Annotated in this window: 20 protein-coding genes and 1 pseudogene; 12 read left to right on the top strand and 9 right to left on the bottom strand. The window is 40.6% G+C overall.

Features of this window, described 5'->3' with window-relative positions:
- Positions 1-12: 12 nt before the first annotated feature.
- Together FTT76_RS02690 and uvrB are read right to left on the bottom strand one after the other, a co-directional pair.
- Positions 13-609, bottom strand: a complete 597-nt coding sequence (locus FTT76_RS02690; RefSeq protein WP_111885539.1) for a lipocalin family protein — start codon at positions 607-609, stop codon at positions 13-15.
- Positions 610-764: 155 nt separating this feature from the next.
- Positions 765-2,786: an excinuclease ABC subunit UvrB gene (uvrB, locus tag FTT76_RS02685; RefSeq protein WP_180007681.1), complete on the bottom strand. Its 2,022-nt coding sequence runs from the start codon at positions 2,784-2,786 to the stop codon at positions 765-767.
- A gap of 300 nt (positions 2,787-3,086) precedes the next feature.
- Here uvrB and FTT76_RS02680 point away from each other — a divergent pair, with 300 nt between their 5' ends.
- Positions 3,087-3,875, top strand: a complete 789-nt coding sequence (locus FTT76_RS02680) for a hypothetical protein (RefSeq protein ID WP_078190221.1) — start codon at positions 3,087-3,089, stop codon at positions 3,873-3,875.
- Positions 3,876-4,073: 198 nt separating this feature from the next.
- Positions 4,074-5,530, top strand: a pseudogene (locus tag FTT76_RS02675) (diguanylate cyclase domain-containing protein).
- 60 nt (positions 5,531-5,590) lie between these two features.
- Here the strand turns inward: FTT76_RS02675 and FTT76_RS02670 are convergent.
- A complete protein-coding gene (locus FTT76_RS02670) occupies positions 5,591-5,770 on the bottom strand; it encodes a hypothetical protein (protein ID WP_078190224.1) in 180 nt (59 codons plus the stop codon).
- A gap of 444 nt (positions 5,771-6,214) precedes the next feature.
- On the opposite strand from FTT76_RS02670, the gene FTT76_RS02665 reads away from it, so the two are divergent.
- The 4 genes from FTT76_RS02665 to FTT76_RS02655 all read left to right on the top strand — a co-directional run bounded on the left by FTT76_RS02665 (position 6,215) and on the right by FTT76_RS02655 (position 10,051).
- Positions 6,215-7,291 (top strand): OmpW family protein, encoded by a 1,077-nt coding sequence (locus tag FTT76_RS02665; RefSeq protein ID WP_180007679.1) that lies wholly within the window; start codon positions 6,215-6,217, stop codon positions 7,289-7,291.
- A 243-nt stretch (positions 7,292-7,534) separates the two neighbouring features.
- Positions 7,535-8,746, top strand: a complete 1,212-nt coding sequence (locus FTT76_RS02660) for an MFS transporter (protein WP_180007678.1) — start codon at positions 7,535-7,537, stop codon at positions 8,744-8,746.
- Positions 8,739-8,873, top strand: a complete 135-nt coding sequence (locus FTT76_RS17585; protein ID WP_257221407.1) for a hypothetical protein — start codon at positions 8,739-8,741, stop codon at positions 8,871-8,873. Before FTT76_RS02660 ends, FTT76_RS17585 begins: the two co-directional genes overlap by 8 nt.
- Before the next feature lie 221 nt (positions 8,874-9,094).
- Positions 9,095-10,051 carry a TauD/TfdA family dioxygenase gene (locus FTT76_RS02655; RefSeq protein ID WP_078190229.1) on the top strand — a complete coding sequence of 319 codons (957 nt, stop codon included), beginning with the start codon at positions 9,095-9,097 and terminating at the stop codon, positions 10,049-10,051.
- Positions 10,052-10,158: 107 nt separating this feature from the next.
- On the opposite strand, the gene FTT76_RS02650 is transcribed toward FTT76_RS02655, so the two are convergent.
- Positions 10,159-11,070, bottom strand: a complete 912-nt coding sequence (locus FTT76_RS02650; protein ID WP_180007677.1) for a LysR substrate-binding domain-containing protein — start codon at positions 11,068-11,070, stop codon at positions 10,159-10,161.
- Between the two features lie 102 nt (positions 11,071-11,172).
- Between FTT76_RS02650 and FTT76_RS02645 the strand changes: the two genes are divergently transcribed.
- A complete protein-coding gene (locus FTT76_RS02645; RefSeq protein ID WP_180007676.1) occupies positions 11,173-12,024 on the top strand; it encodes a pirin family protein in 852 nt (283 codons plus the stop codon).
- Positions 12,025-12,119: 95 nt separating this feature from the next.
- On the opposite strand, the gene FTT76_RS02640 is transcribed toward FTT76_RS02645, so the two are convergent.
- Positions 12,120-13,103, bottom strand: coding sequence for an alpha/beta hydrolase (locus FTT76_RS02640; protein WP_257224555.1), 984 nt, complete (start codon positions 13,101-13,103; stop codon positions 12,120-12,122).
- 334 nt (positions 13,104-13,437) lie between these two features.
- On the opposite strand from FTT76_RS02640, the gene chrA reads away from it, so the two are divergent.
- Positions 13,438-14,676 (top strand): chromate efflux transporter, encoded by a 1,239-nt coding sequence (gene chrA, locus FTT76_RS02635; RefSeq protein ID WP_180007674.1) that lies wholly within the window; start codon positions 13,438-13,440, stop codon positions 14,674-14,676.
- A 33-nt stretch (positions 14,677-14,709) separates the two neighbouring features.
- Here the strand turns inward: chrA and FTT76_RS02630 are convergent, their stop codons facing one another.
- Positions 14,710-15,822 (bottom strand): AAA family ATPase, encoded by a 1,113-nt coding sequence (locus FTT76_RS02630; RefSeq protein ID WP_180007673.1) that lies wholly within the window; start codon positions 15,820-15,822, stop codon positions 14,710-14,712.
- 142 nt (positions 15,823-15,964) lie between these two features.
- On the bottom strand, positions 15,965-17,380 hold the full coding sequence (gene sthA, locus FTT76_RS02625; RefSeq protein ID WP_078190237.1) for a Si-specific NAD(P)(+) transhydrogenase: 1,416 nt from the start codon (positions 17,378-17,380) through the stop codon (positions 15,965-15,967).
- 206 nt (positions 17,381-17,586) lie between these two features.
- On the opposite strand from sthA, the gene lipA reads away from it, so the two are divergent.
- The 3 genes from lipA (at position 17,587) to FTT76_RS02610 (ending at position 22,072) form a co-directional block, all read left to right on the top strand.
- Positions 17,587-18,600, top strand: coding sequence for a lipoyl synthase (gene lipA / locus FTT76_RS02620; RefSeq protein WP_180004941.1), 1,014 nt, complete (start codon positions 17,587-17,589; stop codon positions 18,598-18,600).
- Positions 18,601-19,012: 412 nt separating this feature from the next.
- The gene (locus FTT76_RS02615; RefSeq protein ID WP_180007672.1) at positions 19,013-21,526 is read left to right on the top strand and encodes an acyl-CoA dehydrogenase; all 2,514 of its coding nucleotides are present in this window, start codon (positions 19,013-19,015) and stop codon (positions 21,524-21,526) included.
- A gap of 159 nt (positions 21,527-21,685) precedes the next feature.
- Positions 21,686-22,072 carry a carboxymuconolactone decarboxylase family protein gene (locus FTT76_RS02610; RefSeq protein WP_168379173.1) on the top strand — a complete coding sequence of 129 codons (387 nt, stop codon included), beginning with the start codon at positions 21,686-21,688 and terminating at the stop codon, positions 22,070-22,072.
- A gap of 104 nt (positions 22,073-22,176) precedes the next feature.
- Here FTT76_RS02610 and FTT76_RS02605 read toward each other — a convergent pair whose 3' ends face one another.
- Together FTT76_RS02605 and FTT76_RS02600 are read right to left on the bottom strand one after the other, a co-directional pair.
- The gene (locus tag FTT76_RS02605; protein WP_078190243.1) at positions 22,177-22,434 is read right to left on the bottom strand and encodes a hypothetical protein; all 258 of its coding nucleotides are present in this window, start codon (positions 22,432-22,434) and stop codon (positions 22,177-22,179) included.
- Between the two features lie 186 nt (positions 22,435-22,620).
- Positions 22,621-23,799, bottom strand: a complete 1,179-nt coding sequence (locus FTT76_RS02600) for a trypsin-like peptidase domain-containing protein (RefSeq protein ID WP_180007671.1) — start codon at positions 23,797-23,799, stop codon at positions 22,621-22,623.
- Between the two features lie 169 nt (positions 23,800-23,968).
- Here FTT76_RS02600 and FTT76_RS02595 point away from each other — a divergent pair, with 169 nt between their 5' ends.
- Positions 23,969-24,727 carry a Nif3-like dinuclear metal center hexameric protein gene (locus FTT76_RS02595; RefSeq protein ID WP_180007670.1) on the top strand — a complete coding sequence of 253 codons (759 nt, stop codon included), beginning with the start codon at positions 23,969-23,971 and terminating at the stop codon, positions 24,725-24,727.
- Position 24,728 lies beyond the last annotated feature (1 nt).

Genomic DNA, 24,728 nt, shown 5'->3' with positions numbered 1-24,728 from the left:
TTGTTCAAATATTTAGGTTTTAGGTTTCACTGTCTGCTTGGTATGAATAATATCTGATAAATCATAACCAACAGATTGCGCATAATTTAAATATTCCTGAATCACTTCCTGATCTGGATGAGCCGAACGAGAAAGAACCCACATATATTTACGACGTGGCTCACCCACCAAAACTGTTTGATAGTCTTCATCGGCTTTGAGTACCCAATAATCACCACGCCCCACAGGCAACCAACGAATGGCTTCTGGTAAGAAACTAACTTTTAATTTCGTGTTAAACGGTGCATTTTGTACAAATGCCTCGCCTATTGATTGCTTCTTGGTACCATCTTTAGATACACAGCGATTATTTACATTAATGTTGCCATTTTCATTTAGCGTGTAAACCGCAATCACATCACGGTCACAGCTTTTTTGAAAAACCATAGGCTTACGAGCTACTTCATACCACATACCTAAATAACGATCGAGCTCGACTTTTTCCACAGTCTGTAACGGTTTCGTCTGTGCATAGGCCATTGTGGCTGCACCCAAACCAATTAACACTGCTGCACCAAGTGCAATTTTTGCGAGTTTAAAACCAGCTTTCGGAAGATTCGTTGTTGTCATTTTTATGCCTCATTTCGATGCAAAACATTCGATGAACATTAAGTAATTCTTTCTCTCGTGTTTTTACTCTAGCGGAAAAAATTGCTCTAAAAATCATTTTCTTGTCTGAATTATGTATGTCATTCAAACAATATTCCGCATCTTGTCTAACAAAATTATGAAATCATCTGTGCTTTTAAACGCAAGATTTCATCGCGTAATCGAGCAGCTTGTTCAAACTGCAAATCTTTCGATGCTTTCAGCATTTCTTTTTCCAGCTTGTTCATATGTTTTGCTAAAAGTTTTGGATCAGACATCAAATGACGTTCATCTGCAGTTAATGCTTTGGACTGATCTGAAATTTTTGCATCGATTTCATCATCTGTCAGCACTTCACCAGTATCAATATCATTGACGTTTTGACGCACTGCACTGCGTGGCGTAATGCCATGCTCAAGGTTAAATGCAATCTGTAAATTACGACGACGATCCGTTTCATCAATGGCTTTTTGCATGGAGTCGGTCATACGATCTGCATATAAAATCGCTTTACCATTTAAGTTACGCGCTGCACGACCGATGGTTTGAATCAAAGAACGCTCAGAACGTAAGAAGCCTTCTTTGTCTGCATCTAAAATGGCGACTAGAGACACTTCTGGCATATCTAAGCCTTCGCGCAGTAAGTTAATCCCAACAATTGCATCGTATACACCCGAACGCAATTCATGGATAATTTTAGTGCGCTCAACAGTGTCAATATCAGAATGTAAATAAGCTACCTTAATACCATATTCTTTCAGATATGAAGTTAAATCTTCTGCCATACGTTTGGTTAATGTCGTAACCAATACACGCTCATTTAAGTTTTTACGATTATTAATTTCTGACAATACATCATCCACTTGCGTTAACACTGGACGAATTTCAATTTCAGGGTCGACCAAACCTGTGGGTCGAACCACTTGCTCAACGACTTGTTCAGACTTTTCCATTTCATAATGTGCAGGCGTTGCACTGACATAAATGGTCGAAGGAATAATCCGCTCCCATTCTTCAAATTTCATTGGGCGGTTATCAAGCGCACTTGGTAAACGAAAACCGTAATTGACCAAATTTTCTTTACGTGAACGGTCACCTTTATACATAGCCCCAATTTGCGGTACGGTAACGTGCGATTCATCGATGATCAATAAGGCATCATCAGGTACATAATCAAACAAAGTCGGTGGTGCTTCACCTGATGGTCGACCTGACAAGTGCCGTGAGTAGTTTTCAATACCGTTGGTATAGCCAAGCTGCTGCATCATCTCTAAGTCATAACGTGTGCGCTGTTCGATACGTTGAGCTTCGAGTAATTTATCATTTGCACGAAAGAACCCCAGTCGGTCTGTGAGTTCTTCACGAATAGTCCCAATTGCACGCTGTAAATTATCTTTAGGCGTCACATAATGGCTCTTTGGATAAATCGTAATACGTGGCACTTTACGGACCAACTTGCCCGTCAAGGGATCAAACCATCGAACTGAATCAACTTCGTCATCAAACAATTCGATACGAATGGCATTTTGATCCGATTCCGCAGGGAAAATATCAATAATTTCACCACGGATACGGTATGTGCCGCGTAGGAATTCGAGTTCATTGCGGGTGTATTGCATTTCCACCAGCCGACGGATGATGTCATCACGGCTGATTCGATCCCCTTCCACAATATGCAAAAGCATACTCATATAGGCATTCGGGTCACCCAGACCATAAATGGCAGAAACCGACGCTACAATAATTGCATCACGTCGTTCTAATAATGCTCGGGTTGCCGAAAGACGCATTTGGTCAATGTGATCATTAATCGATGAGTCTTTTTCAATAAAGGTATCTGAAGATGGCACATAGGCTTCGGGCTGATAATAGTCATAATAACTGACGAAATATTCCACAGCATTATGCGGAAAGAAGGCTTTAAACTCACCATAAAGCTGCGCAGCCAAAGTTTTGTTATGCGCCATAATAATCGTTGGACGTTGCGTGCGAGCGATCACATTTGCCATGGTATAGGTTTTACCCGAACCTGTTACCCCTAAGAGCAACTGGTCATGCATTCCTTTCTCAATCCCCTTGACCAATTTCTCAATCGCTTGAGGCTGATCACCTGCGGGCTGATATTGTGTTACCAGTTCAAAAGGCTGTTCCTGCATCACACTCTTCTTCAACAGTTTTTATAGGGCTTTATTATGAGGGCAAAGTTGCACAAAACAACGCTAAATTTATGTAAAAAGCCAAAGTCTCTTACAGACAGAAGAAACTTTACTGAGTATGTGTTTCTATACTTTGTCATCAACTTCAAAAAATATAAAGCGCCTGATTGTGCCAATTTTTTTCGAAGAAACTCTTTAGGCTAAAAAACTCATAGATAAAGCGTTCATTTAACCCAGATAGATACTTGACCTAGCTAAATTTCACCTGCAACATGAACAAAAGGACGCCACAGATCAAACTTTATGACTTACCAATATCATGACGAAAGTATTGTTAAAAACTTAGCTGAAGATACCATTTTTGTTTTTGGCAGCAATATGGCAGGTCAACATGCTGGCGGTGCAGCGCGTACCGCACTAGAGCATTTTGGTGCAATGAATGGTATTGGTCGTGGATGGGCAGGTCAAAGTTTTGCTATTCCAACCATGAATGAGCATTTACAACAAATGCCATTGTCGCAAATTCAACACTATGTCGATGATTTTAAAATCTATACCAAGAATCATCCGAAGACTAAATACTTCATTACTTCGATCGGTTGTGGTGTCGCTGGCTATAAAGTTGAAGAAATTGCCCCAATGTTTAAGGGCATTTCAAGCAATGTGATTTTCCCGATTTCTTTCCGTCCATTCGTTGAAAAAGCATTACCAAAACTGACCTCGAAACTTTTACATACGATTTATCGAGATTCGGTTATTTTCGCACCTTCAACAGATGAATTGGTTGATGTGCTAGCCTTAACCGATAATGAAAAAAGTCTTGCGAAAATTGTCCTGAATACCCAAATGTACCCGACAGACAGTAATGGTCGTGACCGTATTTTTGAAATTGAAGATATTTTGCATGCCCTGAATGGGAAAATATTTGAGTTTCAAAGTAATTCTGAAGGCCCGATGATGTTTGGCGGCGTTATTTTAGCCCTACTTGAACTGTACAATATCAATGAAAAAGATTTCATCGATGTTTGGAAAGCTGAACGTGAAATTGCTGCACCAAAGCCTGAAAATAAAGCCCGTAAAGCCAGCCGCTAAAGGCTCTTTTTACCACATTTGAAACACCCAAAAAGCCAATGTCCATATTGGCTTTTTTTCTACGGTTGACTAATGGTTTTTAGCGACTTAAGTCACATTAAAAATAAAACTTATTTTACATATCACATTATTTTAATATCATTTTTTTCGTCTTATACTACTTGCTGACATTATCATAAAGAATGACGAGCACATAAAATAGACATGCTAGATTCTCCTTTTTTTGAGCTATCCCCCATTGCCATGTGGCTTGAAGATTACAGTGAAGTCAAAAAACAATTTGATCTCTGGCGTCAGCAAGGTGTGCAGGATCTCTCCACTTTTCTTCAACAAGATGAATCACGTATTCTGCAATGTGCGAGAAAAATAAAACTCTTACAGGTCAACGCAAAAACGTTGGAACTTTATCAAGCACGTGACTTTGAACATTTATGTCAAAACCTTGATTTAGTTTTTCAGGCGGAGATGTGTCAAACACACATTAGAGAATTGGTTGCATTATGGAATGGTGAAACACATTTTTCCCATTCTGCCGTGAACTATACGCTCAATGGACAACGCCTAGACATTCAACTCAAAGGCATCGTGCTACCGAGTCATGAGCAGGATTTATCTGCCGTTTTAATTACGACTGAAGATATCACCTCTTATACTGAAGCTTGCCGTTTACAAGAACAAAGTCGTCATTTGGCAGAAGCGCGTTTTCATTATTCTCCAACCTCACTTTGGGTCGAAGATTTTAGCCGGATTAAAATCAAATTAGATCAGCTACGCGCTTTAGAAATTGAAGACTTTGTCACTTTTTTGGATGTTCATCCCGATTTTGTACAAGAGTGCATTAAAGAAATACTGATCGTTGACGTCAATCAAGCCACGCTTGATTTATTTGGCGCTCCGAACAAAGAAATATTGCTCAAAAATGTACATAAAGTTTTTACCAAAGAAATGCTGCAAACCTTTAAAGAACAGTTGATTGAACTTTGGAATGGCAATCTACATCATCAACGTGAAGCCGTAAATTATGCACTTGATGGCAGTATTCGCCATGTCTTATTGCAATTTACCGTATTTCCCGATTATCTCGATGACTGGAGCACTGTGCAGGTTGCGCTGACTGATATTACCGCACGTAAAAAGGCTGAAAATTATCTTGAATATTTAGGTAAGCATGACGTTCTGACCAAGCTCTATAACCGTTCATTTTATATCGCAGAACTCAATCGTCTCGAACGCAATCAATTACGTCCTGTTTCTTGTATTTTTATTGATTTAAATGGACTAAAAGAACTCAATGACAGTATTGGGCATGATGCTGGTGACAGTATCCTCAGACGTCTGGGCAACATTTTAAACCAACTTATTCAGCATACGCCTATTCTGCTTCGCGCATTGGCGGTGATGAATTTGTCATTCTATTACCTGGTGCAGATGATGCAGCGCTGCAAAACTGCTTACAAAGTTTGAATGAGTTGTTATTGGTCGATAACCAATTTTATTCTAATCAACCGATGAGTATCTCGATTGGTTCTGCCACCAATGAGCTGAATGAGCGGATGGACGATATGCTTAAACGTGCCGATTTGGACATGTATCGTCAGAAGAAAAAGTATTATCTCAATAAAGACCGAAGAATTCAGTCTGAAATACGCAATTAACATCAATAATTTGCAATAAAAAAGCCATGGTTTTAATCATGGCTTTTTTATTTAAATCTCTTAACGCTTACCCATCGAACGACGTGTACCGCGTGGTGGCATCCAAGTACGGTCAGCATAACGCTGAGGTTTTGGACGCATATCTTCAAAGATTTCATCCGAAGCATTATCTTCAGCTTTTTTAATCGGAAAAGGCAAATTAACTAAAGCCTTTTTCTTGGGAGGGTTTTGCGTACTCATACGAATAACTCAATTGAATCTGGCGCTATTGTACAAAAAAAATGGTTTTGGTGTAAAAGGCTTTGAGTGATTAGCCTCGATTGACATATAAAGACTCCATAATTAGCTATGAATTTTTATATCTATAGAGGACAACAGCACAAAAAACTGCTTTAAATATGGTCGTTTTAAACTAATTTATTGACCCAAATCAACCAAAGCACTGTCATTTATGTCAATAAATATTGAGTATTTACAAATAGATAGAACCATTTCTAAATTTCAAAAATGTTCGATTTTTTTACACAAATACCTAATTAAAGCCTTCAAATAATACAAATCATCAAAAATGTTACAGGACTATTACCTTTACTGTTGTTTTCTATAACATTTTTTACGCACTAATTTTGAATAATGGGCACTTAGAAAAATTATTATCAATTTACGGACATGGAGTCCTTTCAAATGAAAAAAAGTGTATTGTGCATTGCTGCTTCTATGGCAGCCCTACCTATGCTCAGTCATGCAGACTCACCATATTTTAGTTTAAAAGATGGCGATGGCTTCAAACGTTTTTCTGTCTCTGTTGGTGCCTTACATGTTATGCCACAAGGTAAAGCACAACCATTCCATGTTGATACATCAGTAAAAAATGGTGAAACAGCCAAAGTTGGTGATATTTCAATTGACGCAGTAAAAGCCAATATGGATCCTGCTATGGATCCAAACATTTCTACTTGGTTTGTCGGTTTGCTCGATAAATTAGGTACGAGTACCTTACCAGCAGGGCTAAGCGGTACTGCTGAAATTAATGGCCTACAAAGTTGGGATAACCAAGGTACTGGCCTTGAAGCCGATGATGTAACCACACTAGGCATCATGACCAACTATTTCTTTACTGATAACATTTCTTTAGAAATGAAAGCCGGTATCCCACCTGAGGTAGACCTAAACGGCAAAGGAAAAATTTATGCGCCATTTGCAGCTATTGCGACACCTGAGTTAGGTATTATCGACCTACCTGAAATCGCAATGAAGAATAGTTTGCTGATTACAGATTTAGAAGCCTACGGCCCAGCGGCATCTGCTCGTGCATGGACCCCCGCTGCAGAAATCCAATATCACTTCGGTAAAACTGGCGTCAATAAATTCCGTCCCTATGTGGGTCTAGGCGTAATGTATGCATACTTTAATGAACTAGAAATTAATCCACGTACAGAAAAAGACCTGATTGCTGCTGGACATATGATTGCCAATATTAAAGAAGGCAATGCTGGTGCCGCACTTGACGGTAAACCAAGTAAAGCTAAGCCAAAAGTTGAGTTAGAAGCTTCTGATGCTTTTGCTCCTGTTGTGACAGCTGGTTTTACTTATGACTTCAACGACAAATGGTTTGCTGTAGGTTCTGTCAGCTATGCACACCTACAGAATGAAACCACCATTACCGTTACAGATGCGACACATGGTGAACTGATCAAATCTAAAGCCGATATTGAAGTAAATCCAATTCTTGCGTATGCAGGTATCGGTATGCGTTTCTAATTAATAACCTAAATATAAAAAGACGGCTACAGCCGTCTTTTTTATTAGGCTACATATGGTCTTTTATTCTGAGATATCTTTTCAATCTCATTTAGACACTTTTGAATTTCTGCTGTGTCAATTTCCTTTATTCATCCATAGTTACCTATAAAAAAAATTTATTGTTTGGTGAATTAAATTTAATCGCAACTCTGCGTTTATTCGAATACCATTGGATTAAATTTAAAGAATGTAGCCTGCTGTATGTCTGATACTCGTTTCTCAAAGCCCCTGATTTACATGCTCATTGGCAGTGCTATTATTTTGGCATTGTCTTTAGGGGTGCGTCATGCATTTGGCCTCTATCTCGTGCCGATGAGTGATGAATTTGGTTGGGGACATAACGTTTTTAGCCTTGCCATTGCCATGCAAAACTTAATTTGGGGTGCTGTACAGCCAATTACTGGGGCTTTTGCAGATAAATATGGCAGTAAGATCGTGGTCGCCGTCGGGGGTGCATTATATGCCCTAGGGCTATTACTCATGGCCATCAGCTCTACCGGTTTACTTCTTAATTTAAGCGCAGGTTTAATCCTGGGTTTGGCTCTCTCAGCCACATCATTTCCAGTATTACTTTCTGCCGTAGGACGTGCAGCGCATCCAGACAAACGTAGTTTAGCCATGGGTATTGCCAGTGCAGCAGGTTCTTTTGGTCAGTTCATTATGCTGCCCTCTACATTACTGCTATTGCAAAAATTGGGTTGGTCTTCGGCTTTGGTGGTCAGCGCCATTTTAATTGCGCTTATTATTCCTTTAGCTTGGATGCTAAAAGCACCAATGTATGTTGCACCAAATGCAACTAATACGCATGAAGCCTCTCTGACTTTTAAACAAATTTTGCAATTGGCTTGGGAGCATAAACCCTTTTGGTTTCTAGCACTCGGTTTCTTTGTCTGTGGCTTCCAAGTGGTGTTTATTGGCATCCATCTTCCGGGATATTTAATCGATCATGGCTTTAATGCCACTACGGGCACTATTTTCCTCGCGCTCGTTGGACTATTTAATATTGTCGGCACCTACACAGCTGGTTGGCTCGGTGGCAAATATTCCAAACCAAAGCTGTTGATGGGACTGTATGGTTTACGTGGCATTGCCATTATTTCCTTTCTTTTGCTGCCTTTAAGCACATGGACAATCTATGCATTTGGCGTCATTATGGGACTATTATGGCTTTCTACCGTACCACTCACCAACGGTATTGTGGCCAATATGTTTGGCGTTAAATATCTCAGTATGCTCAGCGGTATCGTGTTCTTTACACACCAAGTCGGTTCATTTTTTGGTGGCTGGTTGGGTGGTGTGAACCACGATATGACCGGTAACTATGATGCCATTTGGATTTTTTCGATTGTCCTGAGTATTTTTGGGGTATTGGTACATTTCATGGTTAATGAGGAAAGTGTCATTCATGACTAATTCAACATTATGGTTCCGACTCAGTATTGCTATCAGTATTCTGGCCTTGTTGGCTTTATCCATCGGCTTATGGAGCCAAACGCCTGAATTATTCGAATACTTTAACCAAGCGTTTTGTGCACATTAAAGACGCATAGAAACCTTAATTCCAATTCAAACTGCTGTTTTATCAACACTACAACAGCAGTTTTTTAGCTATTTACTACATGATTCAATAAAAGCTGCATTTTCAGCATATTAGTATTAATAATACGTTTTTTCATAAACTTAGCTTATTTTTTAATTTTCCATCCTGTGCTTTCTTCCATAGATTAAGTCTCAATAAAGAACAATTTGAGAACTTATGAAATGACTGCATTAACTCAACTTTCGCAAGCCATCCATGATGCTCCACGTTGGCATCAAGCAGAACAATTTCAAGATGGCAATGAAATTCGTATTGAAGCGCAACATGACCAAGCTTTGGGGGCTGTGGTTTATGGTTTAGATGCGCGTAAAGCACAGTCTGGGGAAACCATCTACCGTTTAAAACAAGCACTGGCAGAACACTTGATTTTAATTTTTAAACATCAAAGTCTAGATGATTTACAGTATCTCGCGTTTGCAAGCTACTTCGGTTCAATTTTCCGTCCTGGTGCAGATATTCCTGTGCTAGCGTCACAAGATGATACCGGTACACCACCAGACGTGGTACCCGTTTCAAATGCAGTCGGCAAAGGTGACTATACTGGACATGGTGAATTGGCTGCGCATGCAGATCATCAGTGGACTCCGCTGCCATCTTTTGGCTCATTACTCTATGCCATTGAACTACCGCAAGACGGTGGACAAACCTCATGGTATAACACCATTAAAGCCTATGAAGCTTTAGATGAAGCGACACAAAAACATTTAGACCAACTTCAACTCATTACCTATAACCCATTTGTCCGTGCCAAAAATAATAAAGGCACAACGGGATATGGCGCTACACCTCTTTACCGTTTCAAAGACCAACCGATTGTTGGACATGCCTATCCACATCCGCTTGTACGTACCCATCCAGAAAGTGGCCGTAAAGGTCTGTGGTTAAATGAACGATCTGAAGTGGAATTGGTTCACTACGATGATCAGTCAGGCAGTGAATTGATTGCATCCTTACGTGAACATTTATTGAAACCTGAGTTTCGATATGAACATCAATGGGAAGAAGGTGACATTGTATTTTGGGATAACCAAGCCACTTTACACTCACGCCGCCCTTTCCCTTCAGACCAACGCCGCTTATTAAAGCGAATTAGCCTAGCAGGAGGACGACCATACTAATGTTGAACTTCATGCCAACAATAAAAAATAAATAACCCAGTAAAATCCGTGTTTAAGCAATAACTCCAAATAATTAAAATTTTAAAACAATAAGAACACTGCTCAAATTACGGATGATCTATATCTAATGCCTTAAAACCTGAAATTAAATGATCTAACATCGCACGCACACCCGGCAGCATGCCTTGTCGTGTCGCGTATGCAACATGGATTGCCCCTTGCGGCAATTGCCATTCAGGAAACAGTTCAATTAACTCACCACTTTTTAAAGCATCACGTACAAACACTTTGGGCAAAGAAGCGATTCCCACGCCAGAAAGAGCAGCAGAAATCATCGCACTAAAACTGTCAGTTCTTAAGCGTGGATGAAATTCAATTTGTTGAGTTTCACTTTTTTCACGATGTCGGAAATCCCAAAAATGTTTAGGCCGATCAAAACCAATACACGGAAAATTTTGAATCTCAGCCAATTGCTGTGGTATTTCACGCTCGAAGAAAAGTTGTGGCGATGCCACCAAAACATGATCCCAAGCATCTAAATCTCGAACGATCAAATCACTATCCATTAAAGGCATATTACGAACACGAATTGCTAAATCTACGCCTTCCTCAATGACATCAACCCGATGATTGGTCGCCATGAGATGCACACTGACCTCAGGATATTGCTGCATAAAATCGGTGACCATTTTTGCAACAGGCATTTCCACCAAAGCCACAGGACAAGAGATTTTAATTTGGCCACAGAGTTGATCGTTCAACGTACTGAGCACAAAGTTTTCCGTTTCGCTGACTTCCTCTAAAATTTTTAAGCAGTGTAAATAGAACTGTTGTCCTATTTCAGTCACAGTAAATTTTCGCGTATTACGTTGAATCAGACGTACACCCAAACGGGTCTCTAATTCTGTAATACGGCGTGATAGTTTAGACTTTGTAATACCCAATGCTTCACTGGCTTTGGTATAACCTTGGTATTTCACCACTTGCACGAAGTAGTAATAGTCATTTAAATTTTGCATGATTGTTTCATTTTTAGAATAATCTGTTGAGTTTTTCGCCCTGTCATTCCCTCACTATACCTCAATAATAGATCACAGAAGCATTAAATTGAGGGCTGAATTATGAATTCAATCAAACGTGTTTATCATAGTGATCGTAGGACTTGGGTGGGCGATGGCTTCCCAACAAACTCTATGCTCCCTATGCAAGAAATGGGCAATCAAACCAGTCCATTCCTCGTTATGGGCTATACCGGCCAATATCATTTCTCTCCAAGTCACCATCAACGTGGTGTTGGATCACATCCACACCGTGGCTTTGAAACAGTGACCATTGTTTATGAAGGTGAATTGGAGCATTTTGACTCTAAAGGAAATCACGGCAGCATTGCCAAAGACGAAGTGCAATGGATGACTGCGGGTCGAGGCATTATGCATGAAGAACACCATTCTAAAGATTTTGCCAAAACTGGCGGAAATTTAGACATGGTACAACTTTGGGTCAATTTACCTAGTCATGCCAAAATGACTGAACCTCGCTATCAAGAACTGACAACAGCCAATATTGCTGAAGTAAAGCTTGCACAAAATGCAGGCGTGGTACGCGTCATTGCTGGCCAATTTGAAGATACATTGGGCGCCGCTGAAACCTTTAGCCCGATGAATGTATTGGATGTGCGCTTGAATGCAAATGCTGAACAGGAATTTTCATTCAACCCACAGTGGAATAACATGATTTTTGTATTAAGTGGGGCGATCGAAATTGAAGGTCAACGCTTTGATGCGAAACAGACTTTATATGTGAGTGACCAAGTATCGTCCTTGAAACTTAAATCTTTTGAAGCAACCAAACTGCTTATTTTAAGTGGCGAAGCTTTAAATGAACCGATTGCGGCACATGGACCATTCGTCATGAATACTGAAGATGAAATACGTCAGGCATTTTATGATTTTCAACATGGTCATTTTGCTTAAATATTTCCACGATAAAGTCCCAATAAAAAAAACCGCCTTCTGGCGGTTTTTTTATATCTATGTTGGTATGAATTACGCATCACGCTTTCAACAGATTATTGCGTGACTTTTTGATAAAACGCATCTATTGCATTGACCATTTGCTTAAGTCCCGGCTGTTCCAAAGGATAATGTCCTGCATTTTTCAACAGCACGACATCGACTGGAACTTGGTGAATCCGTGCTAAAAATGGCTGACTTAAAGCCAAAGGCGTCCAGCGGTCTTGTTCAGGCTGCGTTAGTAAAATTGGGCAGACATCAAACTGCTCCGGTGGCGTGTCATTTTTATAATATAAATACGAATCTAGAAATTTAACCGATACACTATTCCCAGCTGACGTTTTATCTTTTAAAAAGACCTGCAATGCTGCGTCATTATTCACCAAGCGATGCATTTTACTTACCCACCGCATCGGCATTGGCAATGCTGAAAATGGTGTATGTGCTGTCACATGAGCCAGTGGGCTGCCCACGCGGCTCATAAATTTATTCAAAGAGACTTGATCACGCACAGTTTTATTTGAAGTGTCTAGAAAGGTCATACCGACGATACCTTTCACCTTTTTATTTTTTGCCGCCACGTGATAGGTCAACATACCACCTGCACTAAGCCCATACAAAACGATAGGACGATGATCTTTTTGTAGCTCGGCTTCAATGAGGTCATTACCTGCTTGAACCCAATCATCATAACGAATTTTTGAGCCCTTTTTGACTTGGGTGAGGCCATAACCGGGCATATCAATAGCGATAGTTTCATAGCCACGTTGTGCCAAAGGATGACCCAAAATCATCGACATTTGTCGACCATTTGTTCCCACACCATGAAACAGAATCACCTTCACTTTTGCCTGTGGATTCCGATAAGTATCTAAGTGAACAGTATGACCCTGCCAACTCCACCACTCTTCTTTGGGTCGCTGCGTTTCTGTTAAATGGTATTCTTTGGGTAGATAGTGCTGAATGCCCTGCCAACTGTTTTGATCTGTATAACTTGCTAATGCTTGTGAAGCAAGTAGCTGATCATCTGCAAATGCCATGATTGAAAGTAACGATGCAATGCCACTCATCAACCACTTCAATAAAGCGCTCAAAATTTCTGATAAGGTGTCTGATTTTGGAGAAGTCATTTTTAGACAATTTTTTATGTGTATGTGCTGATGCTAATCAGCGGCGGAAACCGACGCCATGTGCATGTGGGACAGCACTATGTCACTTCGTCCAATTATCTTTTTCCCTGCTAAGCACTTCAAAATATTTTTGAAGCAGGATTTACATACTCCTGCAATAATCAGCCTTTAAGATCTTTTAACATTCAAGATTTTATCCTTTAGAAATTCATAACCTTATTTCGATTTTTAATATTGGTAACGCATGAGCCAGTCCATACCACAACGAAACCTTGTCATCTTTCTCACCTTTTTAAGATTAGGGTGTATTGCATTTGGTGGACCTGCTGCGCATTTAGTGTTGTTTTTTCAATATTTTGTGAAACAAGAAAAATGGATAACGGAGCATGAATATGCGCATTTGCTTGCCTTGACTCAAGTCCTTCCAGGCCCAACCAGTAGCCAGCTCGGCATGGCGATTGGATTTCAACTCAACCGCTATCAAGGTGCTTGTTTGGCGTGGTTAGGCTTTACTTTACCATCCGCCCTGCTGATGTGTGCCGCGGCGATTTTAAGCTTAAAACTTAGCGATCAACTCTCAACACAGTTCTTTCATGTTATTCAGTTGATTGTCCTTGCTGTGGTTACATGGGCATTTTGGCAAATGATGCGAAGCTTCTGTAAAACAAAATTTCAGTATCTAGTCATGCTTTTAGCTGCATTTTTTATTTATTTCTTTCAATTTTCTCTAAATCAAGTTTTGGTGATTTTATGCGCTGCAATTATCGGTTTAGTTTTATCGTCAAATCAATTACGCAGCCAAAAGCCAAATATCACCGAAACAGTTCCACCCAAACATGACAATTTTAGCCAGAATGCATATGAAAATACTCGCACCTCTTGGCTATGGCTTCTCGCCTTTATCAGCCCTTTTTTCGTTCTGCCATTCTTCGATATACAACATAGCAATATATTGTCTTTCAGCTTAGAAAGCTTCTACCGCACAGCATCCCTCGTCTTTGGTGGTGGACATATTATTTTGCCATTTTTACATCAGGACTTTGTCTCTACAGGACTGATCAGTAATGAAAATTTTGACTTAGGCTATGCCCTTGCACAACTCATGCCGGGGCCCTTGTTTAGTTTCGCCACCTATCTCGGCACACTTTTACCCATGACCGATGTGCCAATATTGAATGCCTCACTCGCGACATTGGCGATTTACTTCCCATCGTTTTTATTATTGTGTGGCTTATTACCGTTTTGGAATAAGTTGATGAAATGCCCGATGCTTTTTGGCACCTTAAAAATGATCAATGCGGCTGTCGTCGGTCTATTACTGTGTCTACTATTTCAAATGAGCCAGAAATACATCATTCAATGGACAGACTGTATATTTGTTGCCGTCATTATTGCTTTACTTCGCAGCAAACTGCCAGTTTGGTTCAGCTTAATAAGTAGTTTTATCGGCTATTATGCTTTTTTATCTTTTCTGCCTTTTTAAGCTAAAACAAAAAACTAGAGCTAAATGAATAATCTAATCCTCATCGATTAAGCTTGCGCCCTTGACCACTGTTTTCCCCTCGACCTGATCTAGTTGATAATGCTGCACATCACTATACTGTTTGATCATTTCAACCAGCTCATTGGAATGTGTGGTCAACCAAAGCTGTGTATAGCGACTTGCTTCAGCAATCAGCAGCGCCAAGGCAGGTAATAAATCGGGATGTAAGCTATTTTCTGGCTCATTCAGTGCCATAAAATTTGGGGGTCTTGGACTCAATAAAGCCACAGCTAAACACAAAAACCGTAAAGTCCCATCTGAAAATTCGGCACTTTCCAAAGGTCTTAAGATCCCTTGCTTTTGCATCATCATTTGAAAGCGCCCACCCATTTCCTGCACATAAAATTGGGTCTGCGGAAAGGCTTTTTCTAGTACTTCAAACAAGGTTTCACTGTTGCCACGCTCACGTAAAGTTTCAAAAGCCGCAGCTAAATTTGTACCATCATGCGCTAAAACTGGCGAACGAATGCCCACCTGTGGGACACGGATCGGTGAATTTCCACTGACAGAAAACTCATGATAAAAGCGCCAGTTTTTCATGGTCTCACGCACTTGTGAAACTTCGGGGTATAAATGTGGATCGGACAATTGTCCAAACACCGACTCTTCAGGTGTTAAAGACATCGGATAAGCAATCCGTTCTTCATCAACATTTTTAAGAAATGCCGCTTGGTTGGTTCTCTCTAACAACTCGCTCATTTTTCGACGTTGATAACCGCTTAACCAAATTCCTTCTACTTTGACCAAAGGATCGAGTGCAAACAAGGTGATGAGCGGTTCAGGAAAACCTATTTCAAGTTGATATTCATAATGCTCCATCTCCACTGCAAGCTTCATGCGCTTAGGGTCTTTCGATCGATCACCCGCACGGTGACCACCTGCCCACATGATTTTTTGAATCCCGCCCTCATTTGCAATAGCTTGGGATAATTGGCCATTTGCAGCTTCATGCAGGAGACGTACAGCTTTATATAGATTGGATTTACCACAACCATTCGGACCACTGACGATATTCAGACGCGATAAGGTCAGATTCATATGATGAATAGATCGAAAACCTTGAATGGTCACTGAACGGATCGTCATAAGCTACCTAAAATGAGTTGGAAATGCTGATGATTATAAGTGGATTGAATGTATATTTTGCATACACTTTATTCTTACCATAAAAAACCCGCAAGCCGAAACTTACGGGTCTTTCATTGTACATTCTAAGTTCAATTTAGCCTTAGAATAAACGGTTCATACCATTCAATGTTGCCACACGGTACGCTTCCGCCATAGTCGGATAGTTAAATGTGGTTTCTACGAAATATTTAATCGTATTGTTCGGGCTGTTCATCACGGCCTGACCAATGTGAATAATTTCCGCAGCATTATTACCGAAGCAATGAACGCCTAAAATTTCTAAAGTATCACGATGGAACAAGATTTTAAGCTCGCCCACGGTATCACCGGTAATTTGTGCACGTGCCAAATGACGGAAAGATGCCTGACCCACTTCATACGGAATTTTTTCTTCAGTTAACTGTTGTTCAGTTTTACCAATCGAAGAAATTTCAGGAATTGTATAAATACCTGTAGGAATATCCGTTACAGGTGCAATTCCTTCTTCACCGCTCATGTTAGAACCGGCACAGCGACCTTGGTCATATGCAGCAGATGCAAGTGAAGGCCAACCGATTACATCACCCGCAGCAAAGATATTCTCTACTTCAGTTTGATATTGATCATTCACGGTTAATTGACCACGGCTGTTTGGTTTGATGCCTACATTTTCTAGGCCTAAACCATCTGTATTACCAGAACGGCCGTTACACCACAAAATCGCGTCGGCTTTAATTTTCTTACCACTTTGCAAGTGCAGAACCACATGATCATCATGTGTTTCAAGATGATCAATCTGTTCGTTGTGGCGAATCAATACACCCTGCTCACGTAAACGATATGACAATGCATCTGAAATTTCATCGTCTAAGTAGCTGAGTAATTTGTGTTGTGTATTGATCAAGTCAACTTTGTGGTCTAGACCAATAAAGATAGACGCATATTCACAACCAATCACACCTGCACCATAAATGATGATTTTTTGGATTGAATAATCCAGATCCAAAATTTTGTCTGAATCAAATACGCGAGGATGATTAAAGTCTAAAGCAGCTGGACGGTAAGGACGTGAACCTGTAGCAATCACTAATTGCTGGAATACTAAAGTTTCCGTCATACCTTCATTGCTAAAAATCAAAACAGTGTTTTGATCTTGGATATACGCACGGCCGTGGAAAATATCAATTTTATTACGGTCATAAAAACGTGAATGAGTTTCAACTTGTTGTTGAATCACTTTATGCGCATTACGTAACACCTGTTTCATCGTGAACTGTTTCCATTCACCGACTTTTTGGAACATAGGGTCACGTTGGTAACGTAAAATGCTTGAAACGGTCTGACGCAATGCTTTACTTGGAATTGTTCCTACATGGGTACAGTTACCACCAAGCTGTTCACGCATATCTACAATTGCAACTCGCTTACCTGATTTAGCAAGTTTCATTGCAGCGCCTTCACCCGCAGGGCCAGAACCCAGAACTACCGCATCGTATTTCACGAAAGTTCCACTAACGACCTCTTTCTTACGTGGCATTCAACGCTCCTTTACAAATATTCTTTAATCTAGGCTGTATTATGACGTATATCCTAACTTTTTTGGATATTTAGCTCACATATATTATGTGATAACCACATTTATTATATGAATATCGTTTTCCCCCTATTTAAGCTCAAGTCCGCTATAATGATTGAGCTAATTTTTTGAATATCTCCTCGTCAAAAACAGTGGAAAAGTTGAATATGTCTGAGAACCGTAAACCTGTACAGGGTGTAAAACTTCGTGGCGCAGAAAAAGTCGCTCGCATACCTGTGAAGGTCGTGCCAACGGTTGAAACGCCTCGTAAGCCTGACTGGATTCGGGTCAAAATGGCTGCCCCTGATGAAGTTCAACGTATTAAAACAACTTTGCGCGCACAAAAATTACATACCGTGTGTGAAGAAGCGGCTTGCCCGAACTTACCTGAATGTTTCGGTGGCGGTACTGCAACCTTTATGATTATGGGCGATATCTGTACTCGTCGTTGCCCATTCTGCGACGTTGCGCATGGTCGTCCCAATGCTCTTGACCCAGATGAACCACGTCACATGGCAGAAACCATTGCCAATCTTGGTTTGAAATATGCCGTAATTACGTCGGTCGACCGTGATGACCTAGTTGATGGCGGCGCACAGCACTTTGTTGACTGTATTAAAGAAGCTCGTGACTTGAGTCCAAAAACACTTTTGGAAATTCTAGTTCCTGACTTCCGTGGTCGTATGGATGTTGCCCTTCGTATTATGACGGAGTGTCCACCTGATGTGTTTAACCACAACATTGAAACCGTGCCACGTTTGTATAAAGCAATGCGTCCGGGCTCTGACTACCAACACTCTCTAAACTTATTAAAAATGTTTAAAGAATACTGCCCAGATGTTCCAACCAAATGTGGTTTGATGGTCGGTATTGGTGAAACTGAAGAAGAAGTGATCGCGTTATTAGACGACTTAAAAGCACACGATGTTGACTATGTCACCATTGGTCAGTACTTACAGCCCTCTAAAGAACATGCACCGATCGATCGTTTCGTTACACCTGAAGAGTTTGATCGTTACACAGCACATGGTCAAAAGCTTGGTTTCAAAAACATTTGGGCTGCACCAATGGTCCGGTCAAGCTACTTTGCTGACCGTCAATACTATGGTGAGCCAGTACCTGCGGTACGTCGTAAAACTGATCCTGCAAAGAAAATTGCAGTGCAAACGATTGAAGCCTAATCACGCAAAGATTTAAAACATCTCAAATTAAAGCCCTCATTGATTGAGGGCTTTTTTTGTGGCTTTCACACACTCAGCCGAATTCGTTTCCCAATATAAGATCTTTCGAAAATAGTGCGTTCCTTAAACGTTATCCAATATATCGAATCATCAAAGTTTACGTAATGTGACATTTCTTTGCCCGATAGGGATTGTGTTGTGATTATTTATTAATCAATCTATTGATAACACTTTATTTGCGCTTTCATGATATTCGCGCAATTGTCCAATCATACTCACCAGCCGAGTGATGCCATTTTGACAGTCTCATGCACTTTAAAATCAGAAAGACAAAAGATGAGATCATTTTTAAACGCATGTAGGCTGTTTTAAACGCATAACGCTCTGGCCCTTGTCACTGGAGCCATAACAAATGCTATTTATACTCAGTGCCGTACTCTTTATTTTTGCTCTTTGGGCCGTTTTTTTCTTTGAACTTTCACGAGCTGTAGGCGCGATAACACTGATATTCGTTTCAATTGCACTCGCCTTTTTAAGCCCATGGTCATTAATACTTGGCATCCCGCTTATTGCTTTAAGTTTAATTGTGTTGATTGATCCACTGAGGCTCAATCTACTCACCAAACCTGCCTATAAAACCTTAGCAAATGCGATGCCGAGTATGAGTACTACGGAACGTGAAGCGTTGGATGCAGGAACAAGTTGGTGGGAAAAAGAGCTATTTATGGGTGCGCCTGATTGGAAAAAATTTGAGGCTTATCCCTATCCACAGCTTAGTGCAGAAGAACAATCCTTCATTGATAATGAAGTCGAGCAACTTTGTGCCATGCTCAACGAATGGGATATTCACCATAAACATAAAGACCTCCCACCAGAAGCTTGGCAATTCATTAAGGATAATGGTTTCTTAGGACTGGTGATTCCAAAATCGTATGGAGGACGTGAATTTAGTTCATTTGCACAAAGCCGTGTCATGAGCAAGATTGCATCCCGCTCACTGACTGCCGCAGTCAGTTGTATGGTGCCCAACTCGCTTGGACCCGGGGAATTGCTACTACACTATGGTACTGAAGCACAAAAAGATAGATATCTCCCAGGCCTTGCCAAAGGTGAAGAAATCCCATGTTTTGGACTCACCAGCCCTGAAGCCGGCTCAGATGCAGGCGCCATTCCAGATACAGGTGTCGTCTGTTATGGCACCTTTGAGGGACAACAGGTGCTCGGCTTAAACATGAACTTCTCTAAACGCTGGATTACCCTTGCACCGATTGCCACCGTCATTGGTCTGGCATTTAAGTTATACGATCCAGATGGCTTATTGGGAGATAAAAATAAAACGGAATATGGCATCACCTGCGCGCTGCTACCGGCGAGTCATGACGGTGTCATTACAGGCCCTCGTCATAATCCAGGCTCACCGTTTATGAATGGGACAGTTGAAGGCAAAGATGTCTTTATTCCCTTAGATTGGATCATTGGTGGGATTGAAAATGCCGGCAAAGGCTGGCGTATGCTAATGGAATGTTTAGCGGTCGGTCGTGGTATTTCACTCCCTGCGTTATCAACGGCAGCCGGAGAAATGGCATATTTAAATGTTGGTGCATTTGCCAAAGTTCGTCAGCAGTTTAAAATTTCTGTAGGTAATTTTGAAGGTGTGCAAGAAGCATCGAGTGATATCGCATCAGACGCTTACATGCTTGAAGCATTTCGCTATTTGGTGACTTGTGGTTTAAACCAAGGCGGCAAACCTGCTGTGATGACCGCAATGGCTAAATACTATGCCACTGAAACCATGCGTAAAGTAGTTAATCACGGCATGGACATCGTCGGTGGACGTGCCGTGCAAATGGGACCTCGTAATTTTTTAGCTTTGAATTATCAGGCCATTCCTGTGTCAATTACTGTCGAAGGTGCCAATATTCTAAGTCGCTCTCTGATGATTTTTGGACAAGGCTCAATGCGGTGCCATCCATATTTATTTGAAGAGCTACAATTACTTCAAGCCGAAGATAAAAACGCTGCACTCAATACATTCAATGAAATGCTCTTTAAGCACTTAGGCTATACCTTTAACCGAACTGCACGCGCCTTTGCTTATGCGTTCACAGGTGGCCCATCCGACTCACCAGCTTCAGCAGATGAATTTAGCCGCCCCTACTATAAAAAAATTAATCGATTCAGTGCCGATTTCGCGCTGACTGCAGATATGTGTCTTGGCCTATTAGCCGGTGATATTAAACGTAAAGAAATGCTTTCGGGCCGACTTGCAGACATTCACTCTTATTTATTTATCGCGACGGCTATTCTTAAATATTATGAACAAGGTCAAAGAAGTGAAGCTGAACAATTACATGCGCAACTTGCATTAGATAAAGCTTTGTACAATGTTGAAAAAGCTTTCCAGGGCTTATTTGACAACTTCCCAATGCGACTAGCCGCAAGTATAGTAAAAATCATCTGCTTTCCGTTTGGACGAGTTGTTGCTAAACCGACAGACCGTTTAAAACGTGAAGTTGCCACTCAAATGATGCTAGACAATACTTTCCGCCAAGAACTGAAAAAGCACGTGTATTACAGCACAGCAGCAGATGAAGTTTCTGGTCGTATGGAAAATGCCTTTTTACAACTGTTAAAAATTGAACCGCTGTGGAACCAATTTAAAAAAGCTGAATCTAAAGGTCAATTCAAAGGTTTAACTTTTGAAGCACATATAGCCGATGCAATTGCACAAAAAGTCATTACTGCCTCCGAAGCTGAACAGCTCAGCACTTACAACATTCAACGCTATGACAGTATGCTCACAGATGTATTTGACATGCAGCTCATCCACGAACTTGAGCTATCCAATCCACATTTAACCATTTCACCAGAAGTGAAAAAGCAACAACACACTGATGATGAACCAGAAGCCTTCCTGCGTTATTAATCAACTTCTTCATCGATTTTGAGCTTTATTTTTCTCAAAATAAAAGCCATTCCACTGTTAAACAATGGGATGGCTTTTTTATACGACCATCAGCCAATGGTATCGCAGAGTCAAAGGTATAGGCTGTACTGCAAAATTACATCACAGAGGGTTTGCTACATGTCACAACAAGATTATGAAAATGGCTTAAAAGTTCGTACTGAAGTTATGGGTGAAAGTTTCGTTAAACGTGCTCAAGACAATACCGTGCCATTTACTCAACCTTTGCAAGATTGGATTAATGAGCATGCATGGGGTTCAACTTGGCAGCGTGAAGGCGTTTTACCCCGTAAATATCGCTCACTGATTACCATTGCATTTTTAACTGCACAAAAAAGTCCAACAGAACTCAAGGGTCATGTCCGAGGTGCTTTAAATAATGGGGCGACTGTAGAAGAAATTCAGGAAGTGTTACTTCATAGTTTGCCATATTGTGGCGCACCGGCGACTCAAGAAGCCTTTCGTGCGGCACTTGAAGTCATTAATGACTATCAAAAATCTAAATAAGTTACTGCGTTATAAAACGGCTTTAGAAAACTACGATTATCGTGGTTTTCTAAAGGGTTTCATCTTGTTTTTAACTTAGGACCTTAAATGTCGTGAATCCCGAATCAAATCCAGTACACATTAAAATTATAAAAAAATTCATTCACTTCAAATCGAACTTGATATCCCAATTCTGTAAGTTCAGCAGATAAACTTCGAATCTCTTCTAAAGCTAAATGCTTGGGTAAAACCGTAAATACGGCGGTATTCCCCTGTTTGGCATTTTCTTCAATCAGCAAAGCCAAACGTGCCTTATATAAGGCGATATCTAAATTGGCTTGACTGGATAAAACTTTGGCATGTTCTGCGGGTAAAAAGCTCATATTCTTATACGCTTATCTGATTATTATTGCTTATAAATTAAGCCAAATTCAGCAAAGCGTGCAATGCATTTTTGTAATTGATATTTCAATTTCAAAGCGCATTGTTTGGCGCAAACGAAGCTCTTCAAAGCGATATACAAAAAAAGGAACTCAAAAAAAATCCCTCATGAAGAGGGATTTTCTATGCTAGCGGGGTAATGGAATATATTGCGAGTCACTGTTTTGAGTTTGCAGTTTACGCTCTCCCACTTGTACAGGTAATGTCATCGCCTTTCCGTCTCGCTCAATCTCAATTTGCATAGTGCTCAATGGCGCTTGTTGTGCAACGTAATTGATTAAATGTGAGGTCGAGGTAATCAGCTCATTATTCACTTTCATGATTTTATCACCACGTTTTAAACCTGCCTGTGCTGCAGGTCCATTACGAATGACATCTGCGACAATCACACCATTCACACGTGGATCTAAAATATTTTCTTGTTTAATTGGAAGTAAACTAATACCTAACCAACCACGAACCACTCGCCCATCTTTTAAAATAGCGTTCAGCACTTGTTGACATACTTTTGCAGGAATGGCAAAACCAATCCCCAAAGAGCCACCTGACTGCGAGAAGATCGCGGTATTTACACCAATTAAGTTCCCTGCAACATCAATTAAAGCACCACCAGAGTTGCCGGGGTTGATCGCAGCATCTGTTTGAATAAAGTCTTCGTAAGTGTTGATTCCCAAATCTGAACGACCTGTAGCTGAGATAATCCCTTGCGTAACCGTCTGACCCACGCCAAAAGGGTTACCAATCGCTAGGACGACATCACCGACTTCATTGCCACTTAGCTTAAATGGCAAAACCGGTAATTGACTCATTTCAATCTTAATCACAGCTAGGTCTGTATCTGGGTCTGTACCCACAACTTTCGCTTCAGCACGACGACCATCATGTAAAGCCACAACGATCTGATCGGCCTGTGCGATCACGTGGTTATTCGTCAAAATATAGCCATCTGGACGAACAATCACACCTGAACCTAAACTATTTTCGTTTTGATTGGTTTGATCTGGAAGTTGATTACCAAAAAACTCACGGTAAACAGGATCATTTAATAAAGGATGATCCAATTGTTTCACTTTTTGCGTAGTGAAAATATTGACAACCGCTGGAGCAGCAACTTTTACCGCAGCACTATACGAAACTACACCGCCTGTACGCGACGTATCAATGAGAGGCTCAACCTTTTCTGCAGGCATTTTAACCCCATCTGGGGCAATGGGTGCTTTAGGTTTTTGAACCTGTTGCCATGTAAAGAAACCGATGATCACAAGTATTAATAATACCCAAGGTAACCATGTAAAGGTCCGACGCACGTCTATATCCTCTAAATTTTATAATTCATTGATGGCTAAATAATTTATATCGTATTGTAATGTAATATTTTCAACAAACTTAAAAATAAACACAGAGATTTGTGATTCTTTAGTTACAATTTAAACAATCGTAAATTTTGATGCATCTTTTTGAGATTTTGGACAGTATATGGCTCAGTTAAGTGAAATTATTCAATGGTGTGACAGCACACTCAAAGCACATGAATTTAAGGACTATGCTCCCAACGGCTTGCAAATTGAAGGCTCAGCAGAAGTGCATAAAATTTTATGTGCAGTTACCGCGTCACAAACAGCGATTGAAGCCGCGATAGCAGCGAAAGCTGATTTGCTATTGGTACATCATGGTTATTTTTGGAAAGGTGAAGCTTACCCAATCACTGGTATGCGCGGCAAACGCATCAAAAGCCTGATCAAAAAAGATATTTCATTAGTTGGCTATCACTTACCTTTAGATAGTCACCCTACTTTAGGTAATAATGCAGCGATAGCAGATTTGCTCGAATTAGAGAATATTGAAGCCTTAGATCCTACTGAGCGCAATCCTATTGGCAATGTTGGTTATTTAAAACAAGCCATGACTCCAGCGGCGTTTAAAGAGTTCGTTTCTGAAAGATTAGGATTTGATGCCATTCACCTGCCAGCAGATAAACCCTCTATTCAAAAAATTGGTTTTTGTACGGGCGGCGCACAGGACTTTATTGGCAAGGCGGCTGCATTAGATTGTGATGCGTACATTTCAGGTGAAGTGAGTGAACGCACTTTTTATGAGGCTGAAGAATTAAACGTGCATTATTATGCATGTGGACATCATGCAACCGAGCGTTATGGTGTACAACGACTCGCAAAAGCTATTTCAGAACAGTTCAATATTGAGTATAGTTATTTCGAATTAAACAACCCGATTTAAT

The organism is Acinetobacter sp. YH01009 (assembly GCF_013420765.1).
Taxonomy (GTDB): domain Bacteria; phylum Pseudomonadota; class Gammaproteobacteria; order Pseudomonadales; family Moraxellaceae; genus Acinetobacter; species Acinetobacter amyesii.
This window is presented reverse-complemented; position numbering and strand designations above follow the sequence as displayed.